General features: G+C 63.6%; 1 protein-coding gene. It reads left to right on the top strand.

Annotated features, from left to right (window positions below; translation table 11 throughout):
* A partial coding sequence (locus ACWCQK_RS42495) for a non-ribosomal peptide synthetase (protein ID WP_451164624.1) occupies nt 1–1532 on the top strand: 1532 nt, incomplete at both ends.

The following is a 1532-nucleotide window of genomic DNA, read 5'->3' as shown; positions in this document are numbered from 1 at the left end:
GACCTCGACCTCACCCTCACCGAAACCCACACCCAAGACCGAACACCCGCCGGACTACACGGCAACATCACCTACGCCAGCGACCTCCTCGACCACTCGACCGCACAGGCAGTGGCCGGACGGTACCTCCACCTGCTGGCCGAACTCGTCGAACGACCCGAAACGCGCGTTGCGGACCTTGACATTCTTTCTGCCGCAGAGCGCCACCAGATCCTGGAAGAGTGGAACGACGCCACCCCAGAGGTGACGCCAAGCACGATTCCGCAACTCTTCGAGACGCAGGTTCTGCGGACTCCGGACGCGACGGCGATCGTCTTCGACGGGAACGAACTCACCTACACGGAGCTGAACAAGAAGGCGAACCGGCTTGCACGTCTTCTCGTTCGGCAAGGAGTTGGCCCGGAGTCCTTCGTCGGCATCTCGATGCCGAGGTCGACCGACCTGATCATCGCCGTACTGGGCATCATCAAGGCCGGCGGAGCCTACGTCCCCATCGATCCGGACTACCCCGCGGACCGCATCGCCTACATGCTTCGCGACTCCCAGCCGGTCACCGTCATCACCCAGCGCTCCGTAATCGAAGCCGAAACACTCCCGCAGAATCATGGGCACCTCGTTCTCGACGCACCGGAGACCGAATCGACCCTCGCGGCACTCGACGCATCAGACCTGACCGATGCGGACCGTAACGGCACTCTCCTGCCTGCCCACCCTGCATACGTCATCTACACCTCCGGTTCCACCGGCCGCCCGAAGGGCGTGATGATCCATCATCGAGGCGTCGCCGGACTGGTAGCAGGCCAGACAGCACGCTTCTTCGTCGAACCGACCAGTCGAGTCCTGCAGTTCGCCTCACCAAGCTTTGACGCAGCCGTCTCCGAGTGGGCCGTCACCCTATGCACTGGCGCTCGCCTGGTCTTGGCCACGGCAGATCAGATGCGCCCCGGACCGAGCCTCACCAGAACCGTCGCTGAGCACGCGGTCACCCACGTAACGCTGCCCCCCGCAGTCCTCGCGGTCATGGACCCAAAGAGCTTGCCTACCGTCACCACTCTGGTCTCAGCCGGCGAGGCACTGAATCGAGACGTGGTCGCCCAATGGGCACCTGGACGCGCACTGGTCAATGCCTACGGACCGACCGAGTCGACTGTCTGTGCCACGACCAGCGGACCACTCGCGGCAGACGAAAAGGCAGATCCGCACATCGGCACTCCCATGATCGATGCCCAGACCTACGTACTGAATGCCACCCTCCAACCGGTACCCCCCGGCGTAGCGGGTGAGCTCTACCTTGCCGGCGGACAACTGGCCCGCGGCTATGTCGGCCGTCCAGGACTGTCGGCGGAGCGGTTCGTGGCGAACCCCTTTGGTGGTGCGGGTGAGCGGATGTATCGCACTGGTGACCTGGTGAAGTGGAACGCTGACGGCTCGCTTGTCTATCTGGGTCGTACTGATGATCAGGTGAAGGTGCGGGGTTTCCGTATCGAGCTGGGGGAGATCGAAGCGGCGTTGTCGGCGCATGATTCTGTGGG

It is taken from the genome of Streptomyces sp. NPDC002306, assembly GCF_053593435.1.
This window is presented reverse-complemented; position numbering and strand designations above follow the sequence as displayed.